The sequence below is a fragment of the candidate division TA06 bacterium B3_TA06 genome, from assembly GCA_005223075.1.
Classification (GTDB): Bacteria; Hydrothermota; Tepidihabitantia; order B3-TA06; family B3-TA06; genus B3-TA06.
In genome coordinates this window covers 23139-45941 of record NJBO01000013.1, presented here as the reverse complement: position 1 = coordinate 45941, position 22803 = coordinate 23139, and the positions used below count along the sequence as shown (strand labels likewise).

Here is a 22803-nt window from a genome sequence, read left to right as displayed (position 1 = left end):
GGCACGCTGTCCACAAAGGGAGGGGGAAATAAGTGCTCCTTTTCCGCTGCACGGAAAAGATCGCAGGGGGAGAACCTAAGGAACATTCCCTTCGGGAATAGATCGCCGCGGATGCTGGGGCATCCTCGCGATGACACCCCCTCACCCGACTCCTGCGGAGCCGCCCTCTCCCAATGGGAGACGAAGTGCCGCCCTCTGGCAGGGATGGGGCCAGGGAGCGGTTTTCATTGTCGCCGAAACTCTCGGCTTTCTGGTATTGTTTGAAAGGGAGCGTTCGCCCGATTTACTACCCCAGTGCTTTGCGCTGGAAACGGTCCGGGATATTGAGGCGGAGGCGATACTTGGCGACTGTCCTGCGTGAGATACGAACCCCCAGATTTCGCAGCCGCTCGGTTATCTCCGCGTCGGTGAGAGGATTGGTTTTTTCTTCATTTTTTATTATGTTCTTAAGCTTCTCCATTACAGGGTTTCTCTCGCCCTTGGCGAAGAAGGAGCGCAATGGGAAGATGCCGACCGGGGTTTCAATATACTTGTCCCGCACCGCGCGTGAGATCGTTGAAGCATGCAACCTCAACTCCTCGGCAGCATCCTTCATAAGAAGGGGGGTTGATTGGTTGGTTCGTCCGCTGAAGAAGTCGTAGTTGCGAAGAAGTATGTTTTGAGCCAGATGTTCCAGGGTATCGCGGCGCTGCAGGATTCCTTTGATAAAGAGTTGCGCGCTCTCAAGCTTGCGCTTGGCAAACTCGATCTCCTCGTTGGAGAATTTTTTTGGATTTATAAGGATCTCCTTGAACTTTGCTGCGAGTTTCAGGCCGGGCAACGGGCTTTCATTTATAACCACCTCCAGCTTTCCTTCACGGTAACGAATCGTTATATCCGGCTGAACAGAACGAGATGCTATCTCATGGAAGTTGCGCCCAGGTTTTGGATCAAGGCTGGAGATCGTTTCAAATGCCTCAGCAATTACTTCGGTTGGAAGCCTTAACCTTTTGGATAGGGATGTGATCCTTTTCTGGAGCAAGGCATCGAAGCCTTCCTTAATGATACGGACCTCCGGGGTTTCCTCGTTATATCCCATGGCTTCGAGCTGGACCAAAAGCGCTTCAGGAATATCATGTGAGGCTATCCCGATCGGATCCAGGAGCTGGATACGTCGCCTTATATTCTCTACTTGTTCTTCTGTTATACCAAGGGCTTTGGCTATAGAGTTAGAGTCCTCGTGCAGAAACCCGTCCTCGTCAAGACCCTCGAGGATATAGCGTGCAATTCGGTAGTCTTTCTCGCAACCTGAGAACTCATGCACTACGGTTAACATCATATGTTCCTCAAGAGATGAACGATCCGCGCATTGTGGTCCGGGTTCAGGTTTTTCTTCGGCCCCCTCATAACCTGCACCAGGGTTGTGGGGATAGAAGTCCTCGATCGAGAACTCCTCTGTGGTCCTTGCTTCCTCCCCTTCCGGCTCCCCCTCGATCAACTCAAGAGCTGGATTTTGTTGAACCTCAAGTGAGAGCATCTCCTCAAGGGAGAGTATATTGGCTTGCAGTATCTCAAGCCGCAGACGCATCTGGGGGGTAAGGTGTAGGGTGAGTTCAGGTCGAAGCGAGGTCTCAAGGCGCTGTGTTCCGTAAGGGGGCGGGGGTCTCATATCTTGAATTCTTTGCCCAGGTAAACCTCGCGCACCCTCTTGTTCGAGACAAGCTCGTGAGGTGTACCTGAGACAAGGATCCGTGAGTCGTACATCAGGTATGTACGGTCGGTGATCTCAAGGGTCTCTCGCACGTTGTGGTCGGTTACGAATATCCCGATCCCCTCTTTCTTTAAAAGGAGGATCATCTCCTGTATCTCACCTCGCACTATCGGGTCGATACCGGTGAAGGGCTCGTCAAGTAAGAGGAACTTGGGTTGGGTGGCAAGCGCGCGGGCTATCTCCACCCTGCGTCTTTCGCCACCTGATAGAGTGTTTCCCTTCGACCGCCGTATGTTCTCGATCTCGAACTTCTTTAAGAGGGTCTCTGTGCGTTCCCCGATCTCTTCCTTGGAGTAGCCTCTTAGCTCAAGAACGGCCTTTATGTTATCCTCAACGCTTAACTTGCGGAATATGGATGCTTCCTGTGAGAGATAGCCTATCCCCAGTCGGGCACGGCGGAAGATAGGCAGATCGTTGATCCGTCGGTCGTCTAATCTAATCTCTCCTGCTGTCGGCTGCAGGAATCCGATGATCATCGAGAAGGTTGTGGTTTTGCCCGCTCCGTTGGGCCCCAGGAGCCCTACCACCTCACCCTGATGCAGCTGTAAGGATACATCCTGTACAACCGGCCGTTTGCCGAACTCCTTACACAGACCTTCGGTGCGCAAGACACTTGTATTGGCCTTAACTTTAGTCTTGCTGCGGTGCTGCTTCTTCTTCTCGCCAGAAGTAGGTGCCACTTGTTCCTCCGGTAAAGATCAGGATTTCTGCGTTCTTTTTACTGAGGTCGATGGTCAGGTAAGGGGAGTTAACTACCACCGAGTCTTGGCCTTCAGCCCGGTAACGGGTGATGACCCACGGATACAGAAAAATCTCCTCCAGATTCCTGCCTGAAAGTTTGAAGTCAGCCGAGTCGGCCTCGATCCTTCCCTCAGGGCTTTCTATCGCTGTATTCCCAAAAGCATGCCCAAAATCCTTCTCGTAGAAAAGAACGAGCGTGTCGCAGTAAACGGTCGCATCTTCAGTAACTATACGTACATCCTCTGCAGCACTTGCAGATTTTGCACCTTGGTCGAGATGCATGCGCTCGCTTGTGATTCTGAAATCGGACGAATCCCGCTCCTCTCTAAGAATGGGATTACGTGAAACGCTGCCTTTGTCCTTCCCCAGGTCGTAGAAGACATCATCCCCTGTGATAAGGATTCCTTCTTTGAGGTCGCGTATCTGGGCCGCGTAGGGGATCTTGGCAATCCTTGAGCGGTGGTATATTGAGATTTCAGGGGCTCTTATCTCCGTGTTCCCTCTTTTTACGACCACTCGACGGTAGAGATGCGAGATGCGGTTCTCGGTCTCAAACCACAGCGAGTCCGCGGTGATATCCGCATCCTGCGCCTTTATGCGAAGCGAGCCGTATACGATAAGGCTCTGTTCTGCTGGCTTAAACCACGCCTCGGCACCGCGGATATCGAGCTTTTCTTCATAAAGATGCACGTTGCCCGTAAGATGGGTTGTCCTGCCCGATCCCTCACGCAGGCTTTCCATCTTGTCCGCCTCGAACTCAAGAGCCGAAAAGAGCAGGAAGAATACAATCATCATTCACTCTCCTCCTCCACCGAGAATGGGGTGGTTCCCTTGACCTCTTCCTTGATCTCTATGCGATTCAGGTCGGCGTCGGATATCAGTCCCTTACCCCTGATGGTCCCCTGGGGTGAAGAGATCGACACCTCTGCGTCGGTCTCTATCTTGGCGCGTCGGTTGAACCAGGCGAGTGAGTCTGTGCGAAGGATCGTGCTATCCTGCGCAGTGACAACAACGTTCCCGTAGGCCACAAGGTCGCCTGTGCGGTTCGATATCACACCTGAGTCGCATACTACCTTGGAGGTTATCTCCCTACCAGGGCCGTAAAAGGTTATGTGCGGCTCAAGAACGACGATCTCCGATCGTTTATCGTAGTAGAACGCGCGGCGGCCCCGCAGGAAGTAAAGGTCCCTGCCGCTTTTAGACTCCTGCATCTGGAAGTTATCTACTATCTGGCTTGGCAGTTCTTCTTCGGCGACCTTTTCCCGTTCTTCATCTGAACACGACCCAAGAAGCAATACGCAGCCCAACATCCAGGAAGTTAACCAAAGGATCTTTCGCATTATTCCCCCCACACGAGCCACTCGAACGGGGTTTCGGCAAAGAAGGGGGCAAAGAACTCACGAAGGTTCTGGTCAGAAGAACCTATCGTTATCTCTAGCCTTCGGTTGCGGAAGCGACAGATCACCGGCAGTAGAGCCGTGCGGGTTCTCTTTGCAAGACGTTCAGGTATCACGGATACAGTATAGTCGGAGTAGGACAATCCACAAGCCCCTCCCTTCGCACGGCGGGTCTTATCCAGAAGTGTTGCAAGAAACATTCCGTTACCCAGTGCGCGCGATGCCTTGCTAAGGTCATTTACGGTTAAAAGCCCCACCCTGCGTCGTAAGGCCGCAAGATAACCCTCGAAGATAGGCATGCGCTGACGACCTACAAGCGCGGCAATGGGGTAGCCTTTTTTTGTAAATACCTCGGCAAGAAGCTCCCACGGCCCATAGTGAAACGTCGCCACCACGGCTGAATCTCCTCTGTCCTTAAGAGTGCGCACGTTCTCTTCTCCCTCGATTACCACACGTTCAGTTAACTCCCTTGAGAAGCCTGTTCCCATGCGTGCCGCGAGGGTCAGGTTAAATGCCGCATGGTTAATGTAAGCCTTTGCCGGGAATCGGCCTTGCCCCAGTGTTTCTTTTGCCTTGCGCAACTGGGAGCGGGCGATGGGAGAAATAACCGTATACATCCTCACAAGCAGCCTTGCGAGCATCACTGCCAGCTCAAAGGGTGTTACACGCAGCAGAATCAAAAAGAATACGACCAACACGGGGTCATTCCTCTTTTTTATTTTGAGTGGGGGTTGACGAGTTGTGTACGTGTTGCGTACTCATGTGCTTCCTTTATGAAGGCTGCAAACAGAGGGTGTGGTTTCAAAGGCCTTGAGAGAAACTCCGGATGGAACTGGCTTGCTATGAAGAACGGGTGATCCGCAAGTTCTACGATCTCTGCGAGAAGCCCGTCGGGTGATGAGCCGGCGATTGCAAGGCCGGCCTCTTGCAGTCGTTCCAGATAGGCGGGGTTTACCTCGTAGCGGTGACGATGCCGCTCGAACACCACCTCTTTCTTGTAGTAGTCGCGTGTCTTGGTTTCGGGTTTAAGCACGCACGGATAGGAACCAAGACGCATAGTCCCGCCCTTGCGGTAAACGTTCTTCTGCTCAGGCATCAAATCTATCACAGGATGCGGGTTTTTTTTATCAAACTCGGTGCTGTTTGCGTCCTCAAGACCGCATGCGTTGCGGGCAAATTCTATCACCGCGATCTGCAGTCCCACGCAGAGGCCTAGATAGGGGATACGCTTCTCACGTGCGTAACGTGCAACCGCTATCTTGCCTTCAATTCCTCTGGTCCCGAAACCTCCGGGGACCAGTATGCCGTCTATCTCTTTAAATCCTTGGAACTTATCTTCGTCGTAATCGCTTGATTCCACCCACACCAGATCTATCTTTACCCCCTCTGCCACCGCCGCATGGTTAAGTGCTTCGATTACGCTCTTGTAGGCGTCCCGCAGACCTGTGTATTTGCCCACCAGCGCTATGTGTATAGTCTCCGTGCGGCTGCGTTCACGCTCCACGAAGTCTCGCCATGCCGAAAGATCTGCAGGATTCTCAGCGAGCCCGAGCTTTGCAATCACGAGCCTGTCAAGTTCCTGCTCGTGGAAAACAAGCGGAACCTCGTAGATACTTTCTACATCAGGGGCATCTATTACCGCTTCCTTCTCTACGCTGCAGAAGAGTGATATCTTTTCCTTTGCGGCGCGGGGCATGCGCTCGGTGGAGCGGGCGATGATGATATCCGGTTGAATTCCAGCGGCACGCAGCTCCCGCACCGAGTGCTGGGTAGGCTTGGTCTTGAACTCGCCCGAGGTTGCGATATATGGGACAAGGGTTACGTGGACGTAGAGAACGTTCCCGGGCCCGAGATCAAGCCTAAGCTGGCGGATGGCCTCAAGGAAGGGCTGACCCTCGATGTCGCCAACCGTGCCGCCGATCTCACAGATTACCACGTCCAGCGACTGCTTGGAGGCGAGTCTGGTGATACGCTGCTTGATCTCGTTGGTGATGTGGGGAACCACCTGGACAGTGCCTCCCAAAAAGAGACCCTTGCGTTCCTTGGCAAGGATACTCCCGTAGATCTGTCCTGTGGTGTGGTTATTGTGGCGAGACAGGTTTTCGTCGATGAATCGCTCGTAGTGACCCAGGTCAAGGTCGGTCTCGGCACCGTCCTGGGTTACGAACACCTCCCCGTGTTGATATGGGTTCATGGTGCCCGGATCGACGTTGATGTAAGGATCGAACTTCTGGAGGGTTACCCTGAAACCCCGGCTCTTTAATAAAAGCCCTATTGATGATGCGGCTATACCCTTACCAAGAGAGGATACAACGCCACCGGTTACGAATATATATTTTGCCACGGGGTTTATTGTAGCGTTTTTGAGCGATTAGTCAAGCACTTCTTTAGCAATTCGAGGGCCATCTTGAGATATGGCAGGAACCCCCATAGAATAATAGGCCGGAGGATCACCCCCGCCTGGAGTGCTAAAGCCTTTTTAATCCAGGACTACAAACTTGGTTGCCAGGCTTGCACCGGATGTGCGCAGCCTAATAAAGTAAACTCCTTGTGCTAGATCAGTGGGTAATGTCAAATTGTGATTGCCAGCTGGTAACACTCCATGATAGAGTGCACTCATCCTGCGACCGGTGGCATCGTAGATATCGAGTCTTACCTCGTCCGTGTGAGGAACGCTGAAGTAAACATTGTCCCCGGTTATTCCCAGGTGAAGCGAGGACTTTATCAAGCCCGATTCCGCGACCGCACCCGAGTCTCCGTTAAGCACTCTGTAGGTTGATGCTGCGTTGAACTCCGGGTTGATTTCATCGTTAAGACTGGCGATGAGCATCACCGGTCCTACATCAGCCGCCACCCAGGTGTAGTTGATAGTACGGTTTAGTATAGTATCTGGAGCAGCCATGATTCTCACGATAATGAGGGTTGTGTCATAGGTGACATAACGGAGGGCTTTAAAGCTATCTGCTGGAGTGATGACGGTTCCCCATGCGTCCACTCTGCTTGAACTCGATGATGTCGTTTCTATGGTAAATACACCGGTAGGATCAAGTGAATCCACAGTGTGGAAAAAGTCCTGCCATTGTGCACCCATTTGAAGGGGGAATACGGAGTTCATGCGGTCAGGTTCGTAATTATGGGTTATCTTTATGCTGTCGAGTATCGGGTGGTAGGACTCGATATAATCCCCGACCATTAACATTTCGGTCGAGGTGGTTTTGTAGTACTGCCAGATTTCACCACTGAGAGTATCAATGAGCGTCCCAGCAAGGTGGTAAGCGAACTCGGCATCAGGGAAAAGGAATCCTACAGGTGTAGCATTAGGGTCGAGTACCTCAAACGGTATAATTTCGCCCTCTACTTCACGAGAGAAATCCCAGGTTTGAGGTCCACCAGTGGTGCCTACATCTACGATTATGTATTCTGAGGTGTCACTCAAGTACTCAGTTTCATACCCGATTCGCGGCAGGTCATCGGCAGTAAACACCGGCTGCGCCGAAAGAGGCAGGAAAACGAGAAGGAATAAGATCGTCCACGCTTTTCTCATAATGGTTCCTCCTTGTGATTTTGCCCCAGTATAGACGTTATACATCAGTCTGTCAACACGCAACACCCGTAACACACATTCTGATCGATATCAGGATGTGTTATGAGCGTGTTACGAGTGCGTTACGGGTGTGTTACGGGTTGACAAATTACTGGTTGGGAATAGACTCAACCTAAAAATCGGAGGCCACAGTGCGTGACTCATACGATCTTGTGATTATCGGAGGAGGCATTATTGGAACATCAATCCTTTGGAATCTTAAATCCGAGGGTTTTAAGGGAAACGTGGCACTCCTCGAGCGGGGCGACGCGTTAGCCGAAGAAACATCGGCTAAATCCGCGGGCGCTTTCCGCAACCTGTGGGGCTCACGCATCAACATGGAGATGTCCACTGCTTCCATCAAGTTCCTGGAGGCCTTCGAAAAGGAGTTCAATATACCCATTGGCTTTCACAAGCACGGCTATCTTTTCACCTTCTATGCCGAGCAGTGGGAGCGGGTAAAGGCCTACAAGCCGACGTTCGATGAGGTAGGTGTCCGCGCCGAGCTTGTCCCCCCTGAAGAGATCGAGCCCATGGTTCCGGGCCTTAAGGCAGGTGTAGATCACATGGATCCTGAGATCGTTGAGTTTGCAGGGTTCCAGCCTTTGGTAGGTGGGCTTTTCGGCCCTGACTGCGGCAGCTTTGATCCCTCTGCTGCGGCCAAGGGGTATACCGAGCGTGCCCAGCGCGAGTTTGCCGAAAGCGCCGAGGTTCACCTGCGCACCGAGGTAAAGCGCATCGAGTTTGAGCGGGACAAGGTGAAGGGTGTGGAGCTTTCCAACGGGCGCCGCATCGGTGCCGGAGGTGTAGTTCTTGCCGCCGGTCCCTGGTCAATGCAGCTTCTTGCAGCCTCCGGTTTGCACGACGACGAGAACCTTCCTGTTGATCCCATCAAACGTCAGCTCTTCGTCACCAACCTGCCCGATATCCCCGGCTACGAGAATATACCCTTAGTGATCATCGATCGCGGCATCTACTTCAAGTACGAGACCGGCAACCTGCAGATAGGTCGTGCCGATCCTGAACAGAAGTCGGGGTTCGATCAGGATGCGTCGCTTGCCTACTATAAAGATGAGATCGGTCCCTACATGCAGGAACGTATCCCAGGCACCGAGCACTGCAACGTGAAATCCATGTGGGGCGGTCTGTACAGCATAACCCGGGGCGACCACAACGGCATCCTGGGCACCCATCCGGCATATGAGGGTCTCTACCTGGCATGCGGATGGTCAGGACACGGCGCCATGGTTGCACCTGCCGCCGCTCAGGCTCTGGCCGAGTTTGTGGTTCACGGCTCCTACAGGACCATTGACGCCAAGCCGCTCCGCTTCGAGCGGTTCACTGAGGGCGACCTTGTTCATGAGGAGATAGTAATATAATCCCCTCCCCCTACCCCCCTCCACGTAGGGAGGGGGAGGATAAGAAATGACTTGCACATAGAGGTTTCCCCCCTCCTCGGTGGAGGGGGATAAAAGGGTCGGGGAGAAGAGAAGAATTTACGATGAAGAGAAAACTCACACCTTTGGCCAGAACCCTTCGCAAACGCATGATCGATGCAGAGATCAAACTCTGGAAGTATCTCAGCCGCAAACAGCTTGGCGTAATCTTTAGAAGACAGTATCCGATCAAAGAGTTCATAGTGGACTTCATTTCCTTTGATGCAAAGCTGGTTATAGAGGTGGATGGCAGTCAACATGCTGGTTCCGAAGCTGATAAGGTGAGGGACGAGTGGTTTCGATCTCAGGGATTCAAGGTGTTGAGGTTCTGGGACAACGAGGTTTTGAGGAACATTGAAGGGGTGATGAAAACTATCAGAAGGGAGATTGAGTAGGATGAGTCGAATCCCCTCCCCCTACCCCCTCCACAAAGGGAGGGGGAGGTTAAGGAATGACTTCTACACAAAGGGTTCCCCTCCCCTGGTGGGAGGGGTCGACTCTTCGCAGAAGAGTCGGGGGAAGGGGATATCCAAGACCTTACACATGTCCATCTTTTGTCCACCTTAATCGTGACGAGTGCCATGTAAGCCTGACGAGTTCGTAGCAACTTTCAAGCGATACGTGGCACGCAAGGAATCTGGTAGTCTCTACCGGCAAGGAGGTTGACTTTCCCAATATAATCCGGAGAATTAGGAATGAAAAAATTAATTGAGGGCAAAACCAAGATAATCTACGATCGGGGGAACGGCACGGTCGAGATGGTCTTCTGCCTTTACGATGTACTTGTGCATTATTTCCACCCCTTTGGCGACGGCACCGTTCACATGGTCTCCAAGGACGATATCACCTCAGGCGACGGTGCCCAGCATGACGTTATCCAGGGTAAGGCGGAGCTTGCCACCAGAACCACCGCCAACGTTTTCGAGCTTTTGGACCGCCACGGCGTCGCCACTCACTACATCAAACGGATCGACTCTCTGAGGCTCCTCTGCAAGCGCTGCAAGATGATTCCTTTAGAGGTGGTAATCCGCGGCACCGCCGCTGGTTCCTACCTCAAGCGCAATCCAGAGGCTGTCGAAGGGCAAGACTTCGATCCTAGGCCGGTGGAGTTCTTTATAAAGGACGACGCCCGTCACGATCCCATCATCAGCTTTGGCCAGGACCGCTGGTATCTTTATCCTCCCAAGGAGCCAGTGTCGGATTCAAACGTTATCGATGAGATGGAGCCCCTCCTTAATCCTGCAGAGATAAAAGAGGTAACCTGCCTCGCCCGGCAGGTTTTCGATGTCCTCTTCGCAGCTTGGGCCAAGCTGAACATAAAGCTCATCGATCTCAAGATCGAGGTCGGTCGCAGTGATGAGGGCAAGCTGGTGGTTGCCGACGTGATTGATAACGACTCATGGCGCATCTGGCCGGGTGGGGATAAGACAAAGCAACTTGACAAGCAGGTCTACCGCGACACGCGCGATCTTGAAAGCACCCGTTCGAAATATGCCGTAGTCGCCGACCTCACCGACCGCTTTCCCCGTGTTCTACCCCGGGGGTCTTGAGAGCCATGGTCTTGGTCTTCAAACCCAGATTGACTACGGTCGCCTTCCTCCTTTTGCTTTTCCTTTTTCCAACAGCCCTTGCCGAGCCCTATGTTGAGATAACTCGTGACGGCGGGATCTTTACCGTTATTACCTCCATAGAAATCGAACGCTCTGTCGAGGAAGTCTGGCCTTTCATGTGGGAGTTTCGACACATTAAGGGATATGCGGATAACGTCGAACGCATCGACTCCCTTGGGGGAGGCGAAGATTGGTATGACGTGAGATATGTCGGCGACTTCCCTCTTCTTCATGCCGAGATCACAAACCGCAAATGGATAATTGATGAAGGAAAATCTGTAGGGACTAAATTAGTCAATTTTGTGGTTAAATCACCTCTTCCCTTTGCCTTCATATGTGCAGAAGGGTTTTGGCGGTTGGACTCCTTGGGGCCTAATCGTTCTCGAGTTTACTTCAAGAACGTTCTTGAGGTCCAGGCCGCAGGTATGGAATGGCTTTACACCCCTATCGCCAAACGCGACGGCCGACGCATCATGAAAAACTTCAAGCGTTACGTTGAAAGTCGGTGATAAACACTTAGTCCCTGCAACTGCTGAACTCAAGTACTTGCTCTTCAAAACCACAGATTATCATCTCTCAACCCTTGACTTTTGCTGAATTTTGCGTTTGCTTAGACTATGATAGGTAGACGCCTCTCCTTCATGTGGAGGGACATCTTATGGTGGTGGTTAAAGATCTTCGTCGGGCTACCCCTGCGTTTTTTACTTCATACACAAAGCGAAGGCAAGATATTCAACCCCCATAGGGGTCAGCCAGCGTTTTTGGTAGGTAATCACACAAACACACTTGACCCCTTCATTATCTCCTCCTTTATCAAGCGGCCCATATGCTTCGTTGTCACGGACGATGACTTCAGATATAAGATTACCCGCATCCTGCTTGGCTGGCTAAAGGTCATTCCCACAGCCAAAAACATACCTGACTACGTTACCATGCGCACGTTGATTAAAGCGGTCAAACAGGGACAGATAGTAGCTGTTTCCCCTGAAGGCGGCCGCAACTGGGACGGTGAGGTGCTCCCCTTAGATGAAACTATCCCTCGCCTTGTGAAGAAACTGCGCCTGCCTGTTATCTGTGTGAAACAGAGGGGATCCTACCTTACCTGGCCTCGCTGGACAAACCGGCCTCGCCGGGGAAAGATTATCCTTCAGTTCAGCCATCTGTTCGAGAACCCGGCCGAGATCCCGGACGGCGTAGCCGAGATCGCGCTAATGATAGATGAGAAACTTCGCTACAGCGAGCTTGAAGATCCTGAGATTACGAAACATACCTTCGGCGGCCGCAACATCGCCGAGCACCTGGAACTTCGGTTCTGGCTCTGTCCGCACTGCAGGAACTTCTTCGTGCTTAAATCCAAAGGCAGGCATCTTTACTGTTCCAACTGCGGGGCGCGCTGGGAGTTAAGTGGGAACGGAACGTTCGTATTAAAGAGGTTTGGCGAGCCGGCAGTGCCTGAAGCACGCAACTTCAAGCGATACATAGATTGGGCGCATTACAACGACGCTGTGACCATGCCCATGCTACTTGATCGCAAAAGGAAAGGCAGGAATCCTCTGGTTTCACTTGCTGCCAGGATGTGGTCCTCTTCCATCCAAACACGAAGCGACCGCAGATTTAAGGTCCCCCAGGAGGGTACGGCCAGTCTCACCCCGGACTTCAGAATGGTGTTTACTCGAACCGAGGATAACAAAACCCTCATAGATACACCTCTGTCCGAGATGAATGGGGCCAATGTGGTGTGGAACCAAAAGTTCGAGTTCTTTCTGCCGCAAGTGGCGTACCGTCTGGCATTCTACGGACAGTCGGCCTACTTCTGGTACTTCTTGACCAAAAAGCTAGGAGAAAAATGACGCCTCGGATCGATAGGGGGTGGGTGGAGGATAGGAAGACATGAGAGAGACGGAAGGAGTCAAAAAAGGAAAGCGGGAGACGGGTTTGAAGCTCTCTTCGGTCGCTTCCCTCCGGTGTGACTCCCTATGGTCGTCAACCTTCGGACGAACCCGCCGAGTCGTAAGGTTGTAGTTGTTGAGTAAGATTCCCTCGGGGTCCCAGCGGCTTTACGAGGTAAAGACGTGGGGTAAAAAAAGCGGGAGACGGGTTTCGAACCCGTGACCCCCACCTTGGCAAGGTGATGCTCTACCACTGAGCTACTCCCGCTTGTTAGTGTTCGAGGCCTCGAGTCCTTGCTTCTGTTCGAAACCTCTCCCAGACACAGAATATTACCCAGGCAAGTGTATTCTGTCAACCCCGTGTCTTCCGAATCTCCCACCCGTCAGGTGAAGAGAATTTCGCGTAACTCGGATACCGACTGCTGTGGAGCTATCGGGTTTACCATAAGACCGCTTCCTATCTCGAACCCTGCCAGCGCCTCAGGACGCGGAAGTATCTCTATATGAGTATGGAAGGTTCCCTGCTCCTCGTCAAGGGGTTCGGTATGCAGCACCAGGTTGTAGTCGAAGGGCTTGGGTTTTTGTCCTCGTGATGAGAGCTTGGCAATGGCTGAAAGCACCTTCTTTAAAAGTGCAGCCAGATCGTCGATCTCTGCGTTTTTGAGGTTAGTGAAGGCGGGCTCGTGGTGTACAGGTGCTATCCAGGTTTCATGCGGGAAGCGGGGGGTGGGTGGGGAGAATGCCCTGAAAGACTCCTCTTCAACGATTATAAGAGGATCGGTTGGCGCAAGACACAAGGGACAACGGCTTTGCTCGGCCATGTTCAAGAAAGCCTCCGATTCTTTAGCCAGGCGAGGAGGCAGCCATGAGAGTCCGACCAGCTGTGTGTGTGGATGTTTACGTGATGCACCGCCGCGTAATCCCTCGTTGCGGAAGGCTATGAGTGCACGCAGGCGCTCGTTGGAACCATGATGGCTCATCCTGTCGCGAATCACGCGCATCGCCCTGGATATGGTTTGAACGGACATCTGGTGCAAGAGTGCGTCGTGTTTCGGGGTTTCAACTATAACCTCGTGTATCCCGTAGACCTCATCATTCTCGTTTGATGGAAAGAAGGGGTAGCGGTTGGCAAAGACGCGAACCTGCCAATCTCCTTCTTCAGGTAGTTTGAACAAGGTAGGTGGAGTGAGGTGCTCTGAGCCTGGGCAGAAGGGACATTTACCCTTTGCGTCCTTTGGTCTTGAGCAGCGCCCAGGTGAGATCAGAACCCAGGAGGAACCCAGGGTGTCCTCGAGCATAAGCCAGTCTCTTTCCTTCAGGCTCATCTTACGATCCGGACTATTCTTCTTCGTCTGCAGGTGCCGTTTCCTCTGGGGTGACCTTAAACGAGGGTTCTTGCTCGTCCAGGAAGTACACGATCCGGGCTGCGGCCATCAAGCGCCCTTTCAATTCCTGTTCTGCTTTTTGCTTCTTCTCACGATAGAGGATGGAACGGATCTGTGCTTGGGACTCCTCAAGCGAGCGTTGATAGCCTTCATTCTTCTTTTCCACCGTGATTAACCAGTAACCCTCGTCGGTTTGAATTGGTTTGGAGAACTTGCCCTCTTTGAGTCTGAAGGCCTGACGTTCGTATGGTTTGTCACTCTGATCCTTTTTGATGTAACCTACATATCCGCTTCTCGACCCTGTCTCGGCTTCTGAGAGGACCTTTGCCAGCGAGTCAAACCCGGCTCCTTCCTGAAGCAGATGATATATCATCTTGGCGGTGTCGGCTGAGGAAACCAGTATCTCGCGGAGCCGGACCTGTGCCGGACGCCAGAACTCCTTTTTGTGTTCCTTGTAATAAGCGGCGATTTCTTCCGCCGTTGGCTCGGCTTTTGAGTCTACTTCCTTGTGCAGGAAGGCGTCTACCAGAAGCTGGATGCGTTTGGATTCCGTTATAGCCGACAGGCTGTCGCTGAGATAGAACCTCTGTTGGGCAAGTTCGTGATCGAAGACCATCTCGCCGATTAACTGCTGGAGTGCTTGCTTGCGGAAAAGGGTATCTTCGGCCTGCTCAGGGGTTCCGAGCGGCATCGTTGCAATGTATGCATCCAGATCGGCATTAAGTATCACTTTACCTGCCACGCGAGCCAGGGTATCAGCCGAAGATATTGAATCGAGGTCTGCGTTCTCGCGGAAACGCTCGAGCGCCTCCTCGCTCAACTCATCTATCTCCTCGCGCCGCAAGAGCTCTTCAATCGAAGGCTTAGCCTCCTCATAGGGTGTGCGCGTCTCCTCGGTTTTGTCCTCGAGCAAAAGGATCTCCCAGCCTCGTTCGGTCTCGTAAGGCTCACTTACAGAATCTACCCCCAGGTTTTCTATCACAGGCTGCATGCTTTGGGAAAATGTATGTAGAGGCCGCGGGCTCAGCAGACCGCCTCTTATCTTTGTTGAAGCAGTTGAGTATAGCTTGGCCACCGAGTCGAATGGTATGCCTGCATCCAGGGCCGCAAGCGCAGAATCCAGCATCGTCGAGTCGGTTACAATCTCGCGAATGGTGTATTTCGCGTGTTGGATGAAGCGCTTTTGATTCTCCTTGTAGTAACGCTTCTTGTCCTTCTCAGTTATCTCGATCTTATCCAGCACCTCCTTCTGGTAAAGCTCCTTTAGTAGAACCCCACTCGTAGCTTTCTTTATTTGATAGGCAAGATCGGCATCGCTCAAATGGCCAGGTATGAGGACACGTTTCGGTCTGCAGGTACCGCATCTTAGTTTGATACGTACCTCTGTGGACTCAATCGGTGCGAACTCCTGGGCGGCTGCCAGCTTTAGAAGACGTTCGTAGATGATGCGATCTGTAAGTTCCTTACGACCTTCCGGGGTCGAGACGTGTTCCTGTTCAGAAGGAGAGAGCTTTTTTGAGGCAATCTCCTCCAACTCCAGCTCGGTTATGGGATAGTCGTCTACTTCGGCTGCCTTCATCTGATAGTTCTTAAGGAAACATCTCTCGATTGCCGAAAGGGCACCTTCATAGAAGGGCGAGTCAGGATACTCGGTTATGACCTTTTCGTATGAACGCGCCGCACGTCTGAACTCTTCGCTGCGTTCGAGACCCAACCCAAGGCAGTAGTAGAGCCTGGCTTCTTTGTCTTTAGGGAGGGTCAGTCTGGTAAGCATAGTATAAACCTTGTAGGCCTTGCGCGGCAGCCCGGCGTGATACAGGAGAATATCCGCCTTTTCCAGGTGCAGAAGAAACTTTTCTTGCTCTTTCCATTCTCCTTTCACCTCCTCCTCCAGCATGGTAAGTGCCTGAGGCAGGGAGTCGTTTACACACATCCTCCTGGCAGCCTTTAGTGCATCCTCTATATCCCTGGCTCCAATAATTGAAGCTGTCAGAAGAAGCCCCAGAACAGCCATTGCTAGTTTCATGATGCTCCTTTCGGTTCCTTGAACCACGATCCTTTACCTATCAATTACCTCTTCCGCTTCTGGTCTTCTAATACCCCCTTTTTTCCAAATATCTTTCAGAATGTATATCCTGCCCCTACCAGATGCGTTGCCCCAAGGCCGCCGTCATGACCTCGGTATGCATAATCAATAAAGAAACCTCTATACCGGCCACCTGCACCAACACTCCATCCGTAGTCAGCGCGCCCTAAACGCAGCGAGATAATATCATAGAGAACAAACTCCATCCCCCCACGTGGCCTCAGGTAGAAGGGCCCCAGGTGAGTCTCGAGGCTGTCAAGACCCATGAAACTCACCTCGCTTTCAAGAAGCAGGCGGAGTGTTTGGCGGCCCAGCTTGAACTCCTGCATTACTCCGATCGCGCCGCGCGGGATAAGAAGGTCGGTCTCCTCGGTGCTCCAGAACACAGGGCTGGCAGAGGCGTTTTTGATCCGTGCGGCAAGCGCCAGGCCCCACTCAAAGCGGTAACGCGCTCCAATATCTGCGCCCAGCCCAAAACCCTTTGCCGCGACAAGATCCCTGTAGAATATCTTTAGGCTTGCCCCAAGCGAGAGGCGATTGCGGACAAGCGCTGCTGAGAGCTGGCCGATCCAGTCTGAGGCGGTGACGGTTGAATCAATCTGTGGCCGGTTGTCCGGACCGACCGGCCGGGTTGTATCGGGCAAGCTGGTGAAGTGGATGTTGCCAGCCCCGTTACGTAGAGCCATTAATCCTATACCTCCGAAAGAGGTTCTGTAGCTTGCGGCGAGGAGGTCGTTTGTCACTCTCGCCTCTCCCCCGAACGCCTCGGTATGTTTAAGAAGAATGCCCGAACCTGCATCGAGACCGGTGGCCGGGTTATAGCCCCAGGCAGCGGGGTCCTGCCCCATGCTTAATCCACACCCGCCCAATCCTGCGGTTGCCGGGCTCTCACGATAGTCCTCGAAATCTGCGCCTATATCCGTTAAAGCCGCAGCGAGCAGAAGGGGCGCAAGGCCCAGTATCACTATTCTGTGCATCTCACCGTTGTTTGGAGCTCTTTTTTGAAGTAGCGTTTTGATATGTTTGCGGGTTTGAGCTCGGCCTTTACCGTGTATCTACCGGCTTTCACCCGTTCTCCTCGTTCGTCTCGTCCGTCCCATACAATCAGAGCCTCTCCGATGGGGTATTTATGACGCGGGCTAAGCTTGCGAACAAGGAAGCCGTCCTCGTCGTATATCTCAACGGAGATGGTGGCGGTTTCGGTGAGATAGATCGAGATGGTTGTTCCCTGATCTGCATCAAATGGGTTCGGGTAGCATCCCGCGATGAAACCGTCGGCTCCGATCCAGTAGTACTGACCTCCTTCCGCCTCGGCGATAAATACCTGGCCCGTAGGCGGGTTGATAACGATTCCACGTGGGGAGTAGAACTCGTAGTCATCGCTTCCTTCTCGTCCTATACTGATAATGTAGTGAAGGTGCCTGTCGAACTTATGAATCTGGTGGTTATGCATATCCGTGACGTAGATGCTTCCTGAACGGTCAATCGCCACGTAAGCAAAACGCACGTCCTCATATCCCATTTCCTTGTGTGTAACCCTTACCTTCAGATCTCCGTAGGGGTCGAACATCGAGATGCGCTTCTGGCGGCTGTCGATCACTACTACGAAGTTGTCCTTGTTGTCGTTGGCTGGTGCGTCACGATCAATCACCGCCAAAGCACGAGGTTTGAAGAGATCTCGCTTCCATACCGAGCGCACACTTCCATCGGGATTGAAGACAACCACACGATTGTTGCCCTCATCCGCCACGTATATTGCTCCCTTGGAGTCTACCGCAACGTCGGTCGGATGATTGTAGCCTGAGCCAATCGTTTGCAGCCAGGCGATGCTGCCGTCCTCTGCGTAGCGAAGATGAACCACCCGGTTATTGCCTACGTCCGCCACATAAACGTCTCCATCACGGGTTGCCGCTATCCCCATGGGCTGGTTGAACTGACCCACCCCTGAGCCTTTTTCCCCGTAACGCTCCAGGCGCTTGAACTCCACGTTATAGATTATCTCCCCGGCCCCGGAGTGAACGGCAAAGAGCGTCAACTCGTCATCGTCGCGTTTGGTTATGGTGTCGTCATACATACGAAGTTTTATGCCAGCAAGCCCTTGAGGATCCTGGAAATGGAAGCTTCCCCCCAGATACAGCGAGAGATAGAAGCGGTTTGCACGGTTATATCCCAGGGTATGACGGTAGGGCGGCACCAACAGGGTTGAAGGATGATAGTTGCTTGCTGATACAAGCGCACTTAAGATAAAGATTAAACCTCTCATCCCCTATAACTTTAGCCAGAATTCTGCTGATGTCAAGATGCAGCATTGCCTCATCAAAAATCAACACGAAGTTGGCTGGTTGCCTCACGTAAAAATCTACTCCAAACTCCAAAGTTGTAGGGGCGACGCAGGGCCTGCCCCTTGAGATGTTGTACATCTCATAGGGTATGCGTCGCCCCTACGTATTCTTACCCCTTCTTAAAAAGTCAACCTTAGTATATTCATTCCAGACAGGATCTCAGCTATGTCATGTAGGGAGTTACTGGAACGAAGCTCCGATCTTTTCGCCGCAGGCGAAAAGGAGGATGGAGGGGTCCCCACAAAGTAGCGAAGCAGCTTTGCGAGGTGCAAAAATTCACCTTGACAGTGGGCAAAAAATTCCTATAATTACAATAGACTTTTTGATCGTTGATTCCTGGACTTTAAAGCCTCGGCAGAGAAAGCGAGGTACTGAGCCACGATCTGTAAGGACATTGCCTGCTCTGAAGGAGGCTGGTTCAAATAATGTAGGATTTACGCGCAACAGGTATAACGCATTAAATGCCTCCTCTGATCCCGGTCTGAGATTGTCTCAGACCGGGATCTTTTTTGTTCCGAGGATAGGACCTCTAAATCAAACCTGCTAAAACCTTGTTTGTCTTTCAACGGAAGCTACTTTGTTGATCAAAGACAGGTGTCCTATACTAAGGTGTAAGATACCCCTAAGGTATAGGAAGCTGAGGCGGTTATTGGCTAAATAGACTCTTGCCCTTCTCCTGACGAAGACTCTCTACGCCTATAAGGATACCGACAAGCGACGCAGCCCAAGCAATCCAGCCGGGCTATATCACTATGGGCACGTCTTAGTCAGAAAGCTGCCTGGGAGCTATGAGTAGGGTTAGCTACGGAGAAGTATGAGGTTCTATCCTTTGGAAGGGTTTCGGATTGACTGAGACCCTTGGTGCGCAACTAACAGTATAAATATTTAAAATAAATAAGTATCTATCCTCCCCGGTTGACGATGTGCGAACTTGACAAGAGCCCCATCTTTAGTAGACTACAGTTATTAAATAATGCATCGAGTCTAAAGTGTGGAGAGGATACGCTGAATAACAAGGGACACGATACGGGCTCTAGAGAGACCAAGAGTGCGAGGCTCCTTGCCGAGGCCTGTAAGTATCTCGGAAAGGGCAAATCGGAGGATGCCTTGCGTTGCGCTGTGCAGGGACTTAAGCACGCCCCTACAACTGTAGAGAGCGCAGAGTTGAATCGGATCGCGGGAGAGGCGTTTCTTAACCGTGGTCAACTGAACGAGGCCTTTGATTACGTTACAATTGCACGCAGGTATGCTCTTACCTGCGGGGATTCTGAGGTGCTCTGCAAGAGTATCTTGGCTTTAGGCAGGGTTTACGGACGCATGAACCGTTACGCCCTGGCCGATAAGGCGTGGAGCGAAGCTTTAACCCTTGCAAACATCAATGGGGATGTCCGTCTTCAAGGACGTATCCTGGTAAACAGGGCTGCCCTCAATCAACGTCGCGGGGACCACAGCCAGGCCCTTGCAATCCTTGAGGACGCGAGGAAGCGATTGGAGAAGGTTGGCGATCTGCGTGGGCTTGCCGGGTGCTATGAGTGCATCGCTTACTCCTATATGGAAAAGGATGAACCGAAGCTCGCCATGCAGAGTTTCGAGAAACTTGAGGAGCTCGCTCGACAACTTGACGATAAGAAACTCGATGCAATCACCCACTTCCGGCGGGGTGCTCTGCACCTTAAGCAAGACGAGTTCACCGAGGCGCTGGAACCTTTGGAAGAGGCATACAGACTTTTTAAGAGGTTAGGGGATCGTAAGAATCGGGCCATTGTTTTGTGTAATCTTATCCGGATTCACATCGGGTTGAAGCAGATCGGTAAGGTTGGTCCTTTCCTGAGGGAGGCTATAGGGCTGGCAAAAGGGGTTGACTCGGCTTCGCTGATGAGTAATATTCAAATGGTTCGTGGTGAGATGGCCGTCTACGAGGGAGCCGGGGATCGGGCGATACGTTACTTTACCGAGGCTTTGTCCTATGCTGAGAAAGCGGATGATGTGGAGCGATTTCGGTCGCTTCACGGAAGGCTTGGTGAAATGGTGAAGGAACTAGGGTTTAAGGTCCCTGGCTTGGAGCGGCTTCTTAAGCGAGCTCGTCGGGGGTACCCCTCTGTGGGGCTGAAGAACGAGCTGGACGAGTGGCTTAAGCAAGTGCCCAGCTCAGATGTTGAGGAGGATAAAAACATATAGTTAAGGAGGAAATTATGCTTAGCTCTTGTTCTAAAGAACAGGTTCATCAGGCGGTGGCTGCATGGGCGGGTGTGTCGGTGGATCAGGTGAGTGTACAAACGCCCCTCAACGGGTTGGGAGGCAAGTCTTGGCCCGAGGATGCCCCCTCACTTATCTCTGTCCTTGAGCAGCTATGCGGCTGTGATATCCCACAGCGTGAGTATGAGATATGGGCACATGTTGACGACATTGACAGGTATCTGGGTGCTGATTAGCTAGCGGATTCTGTTTCTAAAGGCCAGAGCCCCTGGTTAGGGGACTTGCTTTTGTGGTATCGAGTGGGGGCCTTTTGGATACCTTACTTGAGGATTGCATAATACCAGCCCCTCTGAGGTCTTCTCACGGAGGCTGAAAGTCCCGTCTCGTTTATTTAGGTTTCTTCTAGTCTTCCTCTTCCTCTAGTCTGATGTTGCGGATCTCGTGGAAGTATTCGATCCCGGTCAGTACCTTGAACTCCACGCGGCGGTTCTTCGCCATGCCCTCTTCGGTCTCGTTGGAGGCGACAGGCTGTGTGTCTCCGTAGCCTTTGGCTGCGAGTCGTTCTTCATCGATTTGGAACTTGTCTATGAGATACTCACGGACCGCTTCTACACGCGCCTGGGAGAGCTCCAAGTTGTCTGCGAACTCCGGGGTCTTTATGGGACGTGAATCGGTGTGTCCAGCCAGCTCCACCGCGATCGCGGGGTTATCCACAAAAATCTGGCCGATCTCATCGAGCACGTCGTAGAAATCGGGCAGAACCCTGGCCTCGCCGGTCTCGAAGTTGACGTTGTAGAAGACGATTACCTCTTTCTCACGCAGCAGCGCAAAGTCCTTCCTGGCGCCTTTTGCCGCCTCTACCTTAACCGCGGCATCCTGTGGGAAGTACTTGGGGTGCTGTGGTTGAGCAAACAGCGCATAGTCGCCTCTGTAGAGTGCAGGTATGGTGTAGTTGCCGTCTTCGTCGGTTTTGACCTCGCCCTTGATCCCTTTGGGTCCTTCGTAGGTGATCGTGGCCACGAGGGGATCGTTGGTCTTCACGTCGAAGACACGACCTGTTATCCCTCCAGGCGGGATCTTTGAGAGGGCGATGACGAGTTTGGCTGTCTGGCCGGCTTTGATCTCGGCTTGAGCGGAGGATGGGAAGTAGTCTTTCTTGCTGGCGGTTGCAGAGACCCTTCCTGTGGCGAGTCCCTTGCGCTCCCAGGTTTCATTCTCGGCCAGATCCTTCTCTACCCTGGTAACCCCTTCCACTTTAATGTGGGCCGCAAGCGTTTTTTTCGTCTCTGCATCGATCACACGAACTATTACACCGCCGTAACGCGGCCTCTCGCCGAAGGCCGCGATAAGGGCCAGTCGATGAGTCAATCCAAGGTGGGCGTAGGGGGCAATCGCGTAATCAACACGATAGTTGCCCAGGAGGAGTCCGACCCCTCCGGTCAGGCCGGCAAGGTAGTTGAGTTCTCCCAATGTCTGAGGACCTGACTGGAACCCTATACGCGCCGCCAGGATCTCAAGCGGCCAAACCTCGGCGCCGGCATGCACGCTCACGTTGTTGTCAAAGGGCAAGCGGACATCTACAAGGAAGTTCGTTCCGTAGAGTACATCCTCAAATGTCAGTGCAACTCCTATCTGAGCCTGCATCGGGAACAGGTACATGCCGCCTGGATAGAACATCCCGGGTCCGAGATTCTGCACGGCAAGACCCAGACCGAAGACGGGAGAGGCCTTCCAGTGAAGCGAGAGATCAACCGCTCCGCCGTAGCCTGCCGGGCCGTTGAGATTCTCATAAAGACCCTTAACGCTTGCTCCTACGCCGAATCTTTCACCCAGTAGACGAGTGTATGAACCCACAAGCATAGCCTCGTAGGCCATGACGAGTGAATCTGCCCCAGTGTAGGGCTGGTTTTGCTCATCCCAGTGTTCTATGCCTACCGCACTTGTAAAGTTCACGGCGAAACCAAAGGTGTTCGAGGGCGATTGCGGCCATATGAGTGCTGCAAACTCGTCTCTTATGCCCCGCAGCCATTCGTGATGCGAGATCAGGGCTTCGTAGGTGTTGAGCTGGTTGAGCCCTGCGGGGTTCCACCAAAGGGCCGTGATGTCTTGTGCGAGTCCTACATAGGCGTTGCCCATAGCAGCCGCACGCGGCCCGAATCCTATCTTTAAAAGAGGATGGGCAGTAGTACCTCTGACGTCGCTGAACTGAGCAGACGCCGCTACTGCTACAAGCAATAAAATGAGAAGGGTTTTCTTCATAAGCCCCCTCCTTGGCAGAGTGCTTTTTTAACTACGTTTCTTGGTTTATGTCCATAACTGTCGGGGATGCACTTAAAGCTATAAGGCATAACCGCCTGCCTGATCGGTTTGAGGGTTAAGATCATTGCA

The 22803-nt window shown here is 52.5% G+C and carries 19 protein-coding genes and 1 tRNA gene; 7 read left to right on the top strand and 13 right to left on the bottom strand.

Annotation, left to right across the window (positions count from 1 at the left end):
- Positions 1-286 precede the first annotated feature (286 nt).
- The 7 genes from rpoN to CEE36_08200 form a co-directional block, all read right to left on the bottom strand.
- Positions 287-1648: an RNA polymerase sigma-54 factor gene (gene rpoN, locus CEE36_08230; protein ID TKJ41430.1), complete on the bottom strand. Its 1362-nt coding sequence runs from the start codon at positions 1646-1648 to the stop codon at positions 287-289.
- Positions 1645-2430 (bottom strand): LPS export ABC transporter ATP-binding protein, encoded by a 786-nt coding sequence (lptB, locus tag CEE36_08225; GenBank protein TKJ41429.1) that lies wholly within the window; start codon positions 2428-2430, stop codon positions 1645-1647. Before lptB ends, rpoN begins: the two co-directional genes overlap by 4 nt.
- Positions 2381-3286, bottom strand: a complete 906-nt coding sequence (locus tag CEE36_08220) for a hypothetical protein (GenBank protein ID TKJ41428.1) — start codon at positions 3284-3286, stop codon at positions 2381-2383. Before CEE36_08220 ends, lptB begins: the two co-directional genes overlap by 50 nt.
- Complete coding sequence (gene lptC, locus CEE36_08215; protein TKJ41427.1) at positions 3283-3831, bottom strand: LPS export ABC transporter periplasmic protein LptC; 549 nt, start codon at positions 3829-3831, stop codon at positions 3283-3285. The genes CEE36_08220 and lptC overlap by 4 nt, the downstream gene beginning before the upstream one ends.
- On the bottom strand, positions 3831-4607 hold the full coding sequence (locus CEE36_08210; protein TKJ41426.1) for a hypothetical protein: 777 nt from the start codon (positions 4605-4607) through the stop codon (positions 3831-3833). The genes lptC and CEE36_08210 overlap by 1 nt, the downstream gene beginning before the upstream one ends.
- A complete protein-coding gene (locus CEE36_08205; GenBank protein ID TKJ41425.1) occupies positions 4604-6232 on the bottom strand; it encodes a CTP synthetase in 1629 nt (542 codons plus the stop codon). Before CEE36_08205 ends, CEE36_08210 begins: the two co-directional genes overlap by 4 nt.
- A gap of 135 nt (positions 6233-6367) precedes the next feature.
- Positions 6368-7477, bottom strand: a complete 1110-nt coding sequence (locus tag CEE36_08200; protein TKJ41424.1) for a hypothetical protein — start codon at positions 7475-7477, stop codon at positions 6368-6370.
- Positions 7478-7623: 146 nt separating this feature from the next.
- Here CEE36_08200 and CEE36_08195 point away from each other — a divergent pair, with 146 nt between their 5' ends.
- The 5 genes from CEE36_08195 (at position 7624) to CEE36_08175 (ending at position 12367) form a co-directional block, all read left to right on the top strand.
- Positions 7624-8850 carry a hypothetical protein gene (locus CEE36_08195; GenBank protein TKJ41423.1) on the top strand — a complete coding sequence of 409 codons (1227 nt, stop codon included), beginning with the start codon at positions 7624-7626 and terminating at the stop codon, positions 8848-8850.
- Between the two features lie 122 nt (positions 8851-8972).
- Complete coding sequence (locus CEE36_08190; protein TKJ41422.1) at positions 8973-9302, top strand: DNA (cytosine-5-)-methyltransferase; 330 nt, start codon at positions 8973-8975, stop codon at positions 9300-9302.
- Positions 9303-9602: 300 nt separating this feature from the next.
- On the top strand, positions 9603-10457 hold the full coding sequence (locus CEE36_08185; protein ID TKJ41421.1) for a phosphoribosylaminoimidazolesuccinocarboxamide synthase: 855 nt from the start codon (positions 9603-9605) through the stop codon (positions 10455-10457).
- Positions 10458-10462: 5 nt separating this feature from the next.
- A complete protein-coding gene (locus CEE36_08180; GenBank protein ID TKJ41420.1) occupies positions 10463-11026 on the top strand; it encodes a hypothetical protein in 564 nt (187 codons plus the stop codon).
- A gap of 108 nt (positions 11027-11134) precedes the next feature.
- Positions 11135-12367: a hypothetical protein gene (locus CEE36_08175; GenBank protein TKJ41419.1), complete on the top strand. Its 1233-nt coding sequence runs from the start codon at positions 11135-11137 to the stop codon at positions 12365-12367.
- Between the two features lie 235 nt (positions 12368-12602).
- On the opposite strand, the gene CEE36_08170 is transcribed toward CEE36_08175, so the two are convergent.
- The 5 genes from CEE36_08170 to CEE36_08150 form a co-directional block, all read right to left on the bottom strand.
- Positions 12603-12674 (bottom strand) — tRNA-Gly (locus CEE36_08170).
- Positions 12675-12789: 115 nt separating this feature from the next.
- Complete coding sequence (locus tag CEE36_08165; GenBank protein ID TKJ41418.1) at positions 12790-13731, bottom strand: hypothetical protein; 942 nt, start codon at positions 13729-13731, stop codon at positions 12790-12792.
- 13 nt (positions 13732-13744) lie between these two features.
- Positions 13745-15817 carry a hypothetical protein gene (locus CEE36_08160; GenBank protein TKJ41417.1) on the bottom strand — a complete coding sequence of 691 codons (2073 nt, stop codon included), beginning with the start codon at positions 15815-15817 and terminating at the stop codon, positions 13745-13747.
- Positions 15818-15912: 95 nt separating this feature from the next.
- The gene (locus CEE36_08155) at positions 15913-16842 is read right to left on the bottom strand and encodes a hypothetical protein (GenBank protein ID TKJ41416.1); all 930 of its coding nucleotides are present in this window, start codon (positions 16840-16842) and stop codon (positions 15913-15915) included.
- Complete coding sequence (locus CEE36_08150) at positions 16842-18140, bottom strand: hypothetical protein (GenBank protein ID TKJ41415.1); 1299 nt, start codon at positions 18138-18140, stop codon at positions 16842-16844. Before CEE36_08150 ends, CEE36_08155 begins: the two co-directional genes overlap by 1 nt.
- 1186 nt (positions 18141-19326) lie before the next feature.
- Here CEE36_08150 and CEE36_08145 point away from each other — a divergent pair.
- Together CEE36_08145 and CEE36_08140 are read left to right on the top strand one after the other, a co-directional pair.
- Positions 19327-20397: a hypothetical protein gene (locus CEE36_08145; protein ID TKJ41414.1), complete on the top strand. Its 1071-nt coding sequence runs from the start codon at positions 19327-19329 to the stop codon at positions 20395-20397.
- A 14-nt stretch (positions 20398-20411) separates the two neighbouring features.
- Entirely contained in the window at positions 20412-20651 is a 240-nt protein-coding gene (locus tag CEE36_08140; protein ID TKJ41413.1) for a hypothetical protein, read from the top strand.
- A gap of 166 nt (positions 20652-20817) precedes the next feature.
- On the opposite strand, the gene CEE36_08135 is transcribed toward CEE36_08140, so the two are convergent.
- On the bottom strand, positions 20818-22674 hold the full coding sequence (locus tag CEE36_08135) for a hypothetical protein (protein ID TKJ41412.1): 1857 nt from the start codon (positions 22672-22674) through the stop codon (positions 20818-20820).
- Between the last annotated feature and the right edge of the window lie 129 nt (positions 22675-22803).

What these genes read in the sequence shown, in the direction of transcription:
- rpoN (TKJ41430.1), bottom strand. Translation starts at nt 1,648, where the DNA reads ATGAGACCCCCGCCCCCTTACGGAACACAGCGCCTTGAGACCTCGCTT.
- CEE36_08220 (TKJ41428.1), bottom strand. Translation starts at nt 3,286, where the DNA reads ATGATGATTGTATTCTTCCTGCTCTTTTCGGCTCTTGAGTTCGAGGCG.
- lptC (TKJ41427.1), bottom strand. Translation starts at nt 3,831, where the DNA reads ATGCGAAAGATCCTTTGGTTAACTTCCTGGATGTTGGGCTGCGTATTG.
- CEE36_08200 (TKJ41424.1), bottom strand. Translation starts at nt 7,477, where the DNA reads ATGTATAACGTCTATACTGGGGCAAAATCACAAGGAGGAACCATTATG.
- CEE36_08190 (TKJ41422.1), top strand. Translation starts at nt 8,973, where the DNA reads ATGAAGAGAAAACTCACACCTTTGGCCAGAACCCTTCGCAAACGCATG.
- CEE36_08185 (TKJ41421.1), top strand. Translation starts at nt 9,603, where the DNA reads ATGAAAAAATTAATTGAGGGCAAAACCAAGATAATCTACGATCGGGGG.
- CEE36_08180 (TKJ41420.1), top strand. Translation starts at nt 10,463, where the DNA reads ATGGTCTTGGTCTTCAAACCCAGATTGACTACGGTCGCCTTCCTCCTT.
- CEE36_08175 (TKJ41419.1), top strand. Translation starts at nt 11,135, where the DNA reads ATGATAGGTAGACGCCTCTCCTTCATGTGGAGGGACATCTTATGGTGG.
- CEE36_08165 (TKJ41418.1), bottom strand. Translation starts at nt 13,731, where the DNA reads ATGAGCCTGAAGGAAAGAGACTGGCTTATGCTCGAGGACACCCTGGGT.
- CEE36_08160 (TKJ41417.1), bottom strand. Translation starts at nt 15,817, where the DNA reads ATGAAACTAGCAATGGCTGTTCTGGGGCTTCTTCTGACAGCTTCAATT.
- CEE36_08150 (TKJ41415.1), bottom strand. Translation starts at nt 18,140, where the DNA reads ATGAGAGGTTTAATCTTTATCTTAAGTGCGCTTGTATCAGCAAGCAAC.
- CEE36_08140 (TKJ41413.1), top strand. Translation starts at nt 20,412, where the DNA reads ATGCTTAGCTCTTGTTCTAAAGAACAGGTTCATCAGGCGGTGGCTGCA.
- CEE36_08135 (TKJ41412.1), bottom strand. Translation starts at nt 22,674, where the DNA reads ATGAAGAAAACCCTTCTCATTTTATTGCTTGTAGCAGTAGCGGCGTCT.